General features: G+C 64.0%; 6 protein-coding genes. 2 read left to right on the top strand and 4 right to left on the bottom strand.

Translation table 11 applies throughout. The features are described 5' to 3' along the window. On the bottom strand, window positions 1-2,018 hold a 2,018-nt coding region (locus tag VMW12_07430; protein HUZ49553.1), incomplete at its 3' end, for a 3'-5' exonuclease. Next, window positions 2,015-3,307, bottom strand: a complete 1,293-nt coding sequence (locus VMW12_07425) for a PD-(D/E)XK nuclease family protein (protein HUZ49552.1) — start codon at window positions 3,305-3,307, stop codon at window positions 2,015-2,017. The genes VMW12_07425 and VMW12_07430, both read right to left, overlap by 4 nt. 61 nt (window positions 3,308-3,368) lie before the next feature. Between VMW12_07425 and VMW12_07420 the strand changes: the two genes are divergently transcribed. Further along, window positions 3,369-3,938 carry a UbiX family flavin prenyltransferase gene (locus VMW12_07420; GenBank protein ID HUZ49551.1) on the top strand — a complete coding sequence of 190 codons (570 nt, stop codon included), beginning with the start codon at window positions 3,369-3,371 and terminating at the stop codon, window positions 3,936-3,938. 6 nt (window positions 3,939-3,944) lie between these two features. Here VMW12_07420 and VMW12_07415 read toward each other — a convergent pair whose 3' ends face one another. Together VMW12_07415 and ispE are read right to left on the bottom strand one after the other, a co-directional pair. Further along, the gene (locus VMW12_07415) at window positions 3,945-4,700 is read right to left on the bottom strand and encodes an NTP transferase domain-containing protein (protein ID HUZ49550.1); all 756 of its coding nucleotides are present in this window, start codon (window positions 4,698-4,700) and stop codon (window positions 3,945-3,947) included. Further along, window positions 4,697-5,566, bottom strand: coding sequence for a 4-(cytidine 5'-diphospho)-2-C-methyl-D-erythritol kinase (gene ispE / locus VMW12_07410; GenBank protein ID HUZ49549.1), 870 nt, complete (start codon window positions 5,564-5,566; stop codon window positions 4,697-4,699). Before ispE ends, VMW12_07415 begins: the two co-directional genes overlap by 4 nt. A 105-nt stretch (window positions 5,567-5,671) precedes the next feature. On the opposite strand from ispE, the gene VMW12_07405 reads away from it, so the two are divergent. Further along, on the top strand, window positions 5,672-6,910 hold a 1,239-nt coding region (locus tag VMW12_07405), incomplete at its 3' end, for a hypothetical protein (protein ID HUZ49548.1).

The raw sequence follows: 6,910 nt of genomic DNA, 5'->3' as shown, positions 1-6,910 counted from the left end.
CGTTCTTGCGCGTTGTAGTGGTCGCGCGCCTTGCTGCGATGCATGTAGTAGGTGAACTTTGCCGTTCGCGCGGCGGTCGCGTCACCGACGTTATCTTTAGGCACGATGCCGTATTTGGGGCTAAAGAGAAAGGTGTCCGGCACATACCAGCGTGGGAAGGAACCGGCGCGGGCGTCTGCGATGACGACGTGATCGAACTCTAGGCCGCGCGCCGCATCGATGCCCAGGATGCGGACGAAGCGCTCGTCATCGTTTGTATCGCTGGTTTCGAGCGTACTCTCCGCTCGCAACGCGACGCTTTCCAGCAGATCGCCGAGGGTGGCGGCCGGCATCACCGCCAGGAGCGCGCGAAGGCGGGTGTAGAGGCTCGCGAGGACGTGCTCCTGTGCGAGCGCGCGTGCGATGCCGGGGGCACCCGCGCGTGCGAGCCCGTCGTTCCAGACGCGCTCGATCCACCGATCGAGCGGCTGCGTGCCGAGCGCGGCGATCCATTGGTTGCGGAGCTCGCGAAAATGCTGGACGCGGGCACGAGCGGTTTCGTTGAGCGCGGCGTCTTGATCGCCGCGCGTCACGTTCCAACCCAAACGCACGTGACGTTTCGGGTCCCATCGATTGGGACGAACGAGCGGCGCAGCGCCGGCTTCGGAGAGAAAGAGCGTGGTTTGAGTGTCGCTTGGCTCGGAGCAGAGAAGTGCGAGGGTGCTGTCGCTCAACGCCATCAGCGGATTCGAGAGCGTGCGCAGCATCCAGTCGTGGCGAAACGGATCCCACACATTCCAGAGCAGCGCGAGCGCGTCGAGGGCTCGCGGATCGGTGAAGACGTTGAAATCTCCGCCGATTTGGGTTGGGATCTCGCGGTCCAGAAGCGCCGATTCGTACGCGTGCACGTCGCATACCGAGCGAAAGAGCAGCGCGATGCGGTTGGCAGGCGAGCCTTCGGCCAGCCGGGCCTTGACCCACTCTGCAATCGTTACGGCTTCGTGTTGCGGCGATTTTGCGCGATGCACGTGCAATGCCGGCTGCACTTCGCGCGCATCCGGCTTTTCGTGCGAGGCGCCCAGCTGACGCGCTGCAAGTTCCAGTGCGAGCGGCGAGCGTACTTGCGCGCTCAGGATAAACGTCTGCGCGGCACTCGCGAACGTCGCTTCGGGCCGGGCTCCGCGAAACGAGCCTAACGTCGAGGACGCGTCGCCGGCGAAGGTGACGCCGGCCAGTTCCTTTCCGAATACTGCGCGCAGGAGCGCGAGATCGTTTGCGCCTAGTTCCTGAGCGTCGTCTAAACACGCGAAGCCGATCTGCGCGCGCAGGGTCGTTCCGAGCGCGGGATCGCTCTCCACGAGCGTCAGCGCGCGCGCCACGGCTTCGGTCGGCGTAAGGAGGCCGTTTTCGGTCAAGCGATCGACGTACGTCCCGTAGAGTTTGGCGAGAATTTTCGATAGATCGATCTCGCGGCGATGCTGCCGCGCCAATTCTTTGTCGCTGACGTCGAGCGAATTGCGGTAGGCATCTTTGGTGGCATGGAGCAGTTCGGGGTGCGCGAAGTTCGGTGGCTTCGCATAGAATGCCGTCGCAGCGGCGAGCGAGTCCTCGAGGAATGACGCGGGAGTGATCCCCGCATTGCGCAGCTTGCCGAACAGACGAAAGGCCGAATCGAGAAAGCGCGCGGGAGAGCGAAGGCCGGGCACCTCCGGGTCGATCTCCAGCCGCGTGAATTCGTCCCATTCTAAAGCCAAAAGCGGCATCGCCGCAGCTTCGAACACACCAGCCGCATCGATGTCGTCGATCGGCTGCGACGCAACGTTTGCCGCGCGCAGGACGGACCACGCCAGGGTGCCGGCCGCGCGAGACGCGTCGCCCGCCAACGGCTGCGCCCGCGGAAAGAGCGCTTGCGCGCGGTCCAGGCGCGCGTCGAGCACCCTACTCTTGCCCGTCCCCGGTGCACCGATCACGGCGATGCAACCTTCGAACGACGCGTCGACGGCGGCCCGTTGTTCGGCAGTGAGTTCGCGATCCGTCATCGTCCGAATTTCTCTCGTTCCGCGTGGGGGCGTTGCGAGCAAGCGAGTTTATACGCGCAATACGTGCAGGCCGAAGGATCCGTCGTAACCGCGAACGATTCGATCGAGCCGCTGGTGAGTTCCGTGCAAATCTCGATCATCCGCGTTCGCGCGCGTTCGAGCACGTCGATGCCGATCGTCCCGACCGTGGCTTCGCTACGGCGCGCTTGCGCGGTAGGAACCGGCACGACCTCGAGGACGACCGGCTCGACGTCGAGCATCGCGTCTTTTAGCGGAAGAAGTGCGAGACGCGTTACGCGATCGCCTTGCTCGGTGCGCGCCCAATAGTAAAACGGCAATTGAAAATCTTTGAACGCACGCACCTTGTCGAGATATTCGCCGGCGGTCGCGGCGATGGCGCCGGTCTTGTAATCGATGACGCTCACGTTACCGGTCCCATCGTCGCGATCGAGACGATCGATGAAACCGACGAATGCATGGCCGCCGAGATCGAGATTAGCCGGCAACTCTCGCCCGATGACGGTGAACGGCGCGCGGCGGCTCTGCGCGACGAGCCAGTCGACGTACCGTTGAGCCGTGCGCTGCGCTCGGCGCAATTGCAGCTCGACCTCGATCGCGCTATCGAAATCGTCGCGGTGTTGCTCGAATGCGCGATCGACGTACGCGACGATGCGCTCTCGCATCAGCGCCTCGTCCGCATCGCCCGGGCGCGCGAACTCTTCGTGAAAATGCTCGAGGGCCAGGTGGAAAGCGGTGCCGTAGAACGATGCGGACGATCCCGGGTCTTCGACCGCGGCGCAGACGTAACGGTAGTACCACTTGCGCGGGCACTCCGCAAACGCGTTGAGAGCGGAGGCGCTGAAGTGTTGTTGCCGCGCGCGAATGCCCGCGCGCGGATCGGCCGATTGCGACTCTTGTAGGGAAAGGCGCAGCTCGGACTCCGCTTGCGGCTGGGCCGAAGGGTCCTCCTCGAGTGCGAAAGCTGTAACGACCGCATCGCGCAACGTCGCCACGTCGCCCTCCGGCGCGTTGTGAGATAACGCGCGCAAGCGTTCCACAAACGTCAAAACCGCGTCGCGCTCGGCGACCGGCAGGGCGAGCCGCCCGCCCGCAAGGGCATCGAACAGCGGCCCGATGCGCGGCGCCAGCGCGGCGTATGCGGCGGCGGCATCGTGTGGAATGGCGGAGTAAGGCGAGCGGATCGCGCGCATGAGGCGAGCGTCGTCGGAATGGCTGAGCCAGGCGAGGACGTCGTCGACGAAGGCGCGAGCCTGGACGGATATGGGCACGGCTGATGGATGTTAGTGGTCGCACCAGGCGCCCCTGCATCGTGCGTGTAACCGCAGCCGAATGCGTCGCATTATCGTCGGTATTAGTGGAGCGAGCGGGAGTGCCTACGGCTACATGGCGCTCCAAGCATTACGAGCGATCGGAGGCGTCGAGACGCATCTGGTGCTGAGTTCCGCGTCGAAGCGCACGATCGCGCTTGAGACCGATATGGTTCCCGAGGATTTCGAGGCGCTTGCCGACGTCGTGCATCGCGACGACGATCTTGCGGCAGCGATCTCCAGCGGCTCGTTCATCACCGACGGCATGTTGGTGATCCCGTGCTCGATGAAGTCGGCCAGCGCGATAGCATATTCGATGAATTCGAACTTGCTCGTACGGGCGGCGGATGTGTGCCTGAAGGAGCGGCGGCGCGTGGTGCTGATCGTTCGCGAAACGCCGTTGCACCTGGGCCACCTGCGCACGCTCGCTCAACTCGCGGAAATCGGTGCGACGATTCTGCCGCCCATTCCCGCGATGTACGCAAACCCCACCAGCGTCGACGATATTATCGCGCACACGGTTGGGAAAGCGCTCGACCAGTTCGGCATCGCGAACGAACTCTTCAAGCGCTGGCGCTCGCCGGAGAAATAAAGAACCTTACGCGCGTTGAACGAGCTGCCGCGCGAGTTCGATATCTGAGACGCGATCGACGTTGACGGCGCACTCCGCAAACGGCGAGACGATCGCTCGCGCGGGGGCCCCGAGCAGTATCGAGGCCCGCTCCTCGGCTTGCTCGACCGTCAAACGACCGGTAGCGTACCGCAGCAAGACATCCCATCCGAACAGGCCCGCCAAAGCCAGCGGATTCTTTCGGGCGGCGCCCAAGCGCTCGATAAAACGTTCGAGGTGCGGCAGGGTGCGCGGCTTGATCGCGACGAGCCCCGCGCCGCAGTAGGTGCCGTTGCGAAAACGCGCCCAGGTATGGGGAATTTGAGGAAACCGCGCTTCGTGGGTGCGACGCTCGACGCATCCGTATCCGACGTCGCCGTCCGCCGCGCGCGCGCGCTCGACGAAATCTTCGACGGCCGAGACGGAGAGGATCGGCAGATCCGAAGTGCTTACCAGAACGATTGCCTCGGGCTCCAACCCCGCCAGCCCGCTGCGCAGGCTCTCGCGAATGTGTTTGCCGTCGGTGCGAAAGTCGTCGGCCATTGCTAGGGCTGGGTGAGCGTGGGTTCGTTCCGGGGCGACGACGACGATGCGGCCGATCGACGGCGAGGCGCGCAGTGCCGCCAGCGTGCGCTCGACCAGCGCGATGCCGCCTACGGTGACGAACGCCTTATTTGCGGCCCCCGGCTGCGATGCGGCTAACGCGTCTTCCGGGCCGCCGGCCAGCACGACCGCGGTGGTCATGCCGGCCTCCATCCGGGCGTGGGCGCGAACCGGGTCCGGTATTGCCGGTAGCCTTCAGGCACGACGAGCCGATCTGCGAGCGCGGCGATGGCGGAGGCCTCGGGCGCCAGGCTAAAGACGGCCGAACCGGAGCCGCAGAGGAGGGCGTTGGTTGCCCCCGCAGCGAGCAACGCTTCGACGGTGAGAGCGACCTCGGGCGTGGCACTTGCGATCGGATCGTGAAAATCGTTCGTCAGGAGGGCTTCGAGCGCGTCGAAGTCGCCGCGCTGGAGCGCCTCAAGCGCGCGAAGACTCGCCGAGCCGGCCCGCGGCCGCGTGGGGCGCGAGGTCTCATCCAGCCGAGCGTACGCATCGCGGGTAGAGACCGCAACGGGCGGCTTGACGATCAGCAGATGCCAATCGGGAAGCGCGCCGACGGCGGTGACGCGTTCGCCCGTGCCTTCGACCAGAGCCCCGCTTCCGCAGAGGAAAAACGGCACGTCGGAACCGAGCGTGCGTGCGATCGCCAGATAATCCCGGTCGCCCAGCATACCGAACGCGCCGTCCATCGCCGCTCGCAGAACGGCCGCCGCGTCGCTCGATCCGCCGCCGAGGCCGGCCTGAGTGGGGGTGCGTTTGGCGAGATGCACGGCGTGGGGCTGCGAAAGGGCGAGCGCGCGAACGGCGCGCGCCGCCAGATTCTCTTCGCTCGCCAGCGCCGCGTCGTCGCACGAAAAAGCAAACCGTTCGCTCGGTTCGACGCGCAGCGTATCGCCGAATGCGATCGGCACCATCAGCGAACGAAGCGTGTGGTAGCCGTCCTTGCGGCGGGAGAGAATTTCGAGCGTGAGGTTGATTTTTGCGGGGGCGTCGATGACGAATGGCACCCGTGGTTCGTTGTGCCTTTACCGAGCATGAACCTTTCTGCAAAATTGGCAAGCGCTCGGGCTGCTAGAGGGGCGCCCCGTCGAAGGGCGTAGAGCATTCAGATAATGACGCCGAGCTACGACGCGCAGCGAAATGAATTTTGCGCTTACGTCCTTCCCGAGTCGCAGACGCCTTACGGCATGCTCTTGGGCAATTACAAGTCGTACGCTCAATCGACGGCAAAAGGCGGCGTGCGCGGTCTCTGGGATGCCGATTCCGACCGCATCATCTTCGGGACGCACCAATTAGCGTATCGATTGCGCGACTCAAGCCAAACGCTGTTTCCGCATCAAATCGTACGCGAATTCACGTTTCTTCCGTACGCGCAAATTTCGGAATTTACGCTCGATAATCGCTTGCACGTTACCGAGGCATTTTACGTGCCGTTCGGCCCCAAGTTCGACCGAACCGTCTCCTTCGTCGTCGACATCACGTTCTACAACCCGGGCAGCGACGCGGTTGAAGTTGCTGCGTTCCCGTGGGCGCTTCTGGTGGGCCAACGCTTTTACGGCGAATCCGAGAACGAGATGCAGGCGTGGTCGAGCGGTGACTTCATCGTCTCGCGTAACACGGAGACCGGAGGCGAGCGGTGGTGGGGCGGTTCGCGCCAGCCCGTCGCGGCCGAACTCTCGTTGCGCGAAACCGTGCTACTGGAGAATATGCGTCGCGGCGGCTTGATATCGGGCGAAGAAGATGCCATGGGGGCGTTTGCGCGGGCAGCGGATCGAGCTGAGGACCTGCGCGCTAAGCGCATCTTCGGCGCCTTCGAATATCACATCCGCATTGAAGCGGGTGCGCGGCAATCGCTACGCTTGGCCGTCGTCTTTCATAAGGACGGCACCGAAAAAAGCAAACCGGTACTAGAGGCCCTCCTGGCCGACACTCGCGCCCTGCACGACACGCAGAGGTTTTACAGCGAACGTCTAGCCGACGCTCGTTTCATGACGCCGTCCCCGCTCGTGAGCCGCGGGGTGGTGTGGGCCAAAGCCAATATGCTGCGAATCGTCAAGGAGTATCCACAAGGATGGGGCTCGACGAACTCTCCGCCCTCGGACATCTTGGTTTCTCGCGATACGTCGTGGTTCGTTCACGGCTTCGACTATTTCATGCCGCAATTCAGCCGCGACGCGCTCGAGGTTTTCAACGATTCCGTTGACGAATCCGGGCTCATGATCGAGTACGTCCGCGGCGTGAATGGGTTCAAGACCGCGTACGACCTTAATATCAACGACGACACCCCGCTGCACCTCATCGCGATGCTCCATCACTACAATGCGACGCTGGACCATCAATGGGTCAGGGAC

This window comes from Candidatus Dormiibacterota bacterium, from assembly GCA_035532835.1.
GTDB lineage: Bacteria > Vulcanimicrobiota > Vulcanimicrobiia > Vulcanimicrobiales > Vulcanimicrobiaceae > DAHUXY01.
This window is presented reverse-complemented; position numbering and strand designations above follow the sequence as displayed.

Excerpts from the sequence above, each read along its gene's own strand:
- VMW12_07420 (HUZ49551.1), top strand. The coding sequence starts at position 3,369 with ATGCGTCGCATTATCGTCGGTATTAGTGGAGCGAGCGGGAGTGCCTAC.
- VMW12_07415 (HUZ49550.1), bottom strand. The coding sequence starts at position 4,700 with ATGACCACCGCGGTCGTGCTGGCCGGCGGCCCGGAAGACGCGTTAGCC.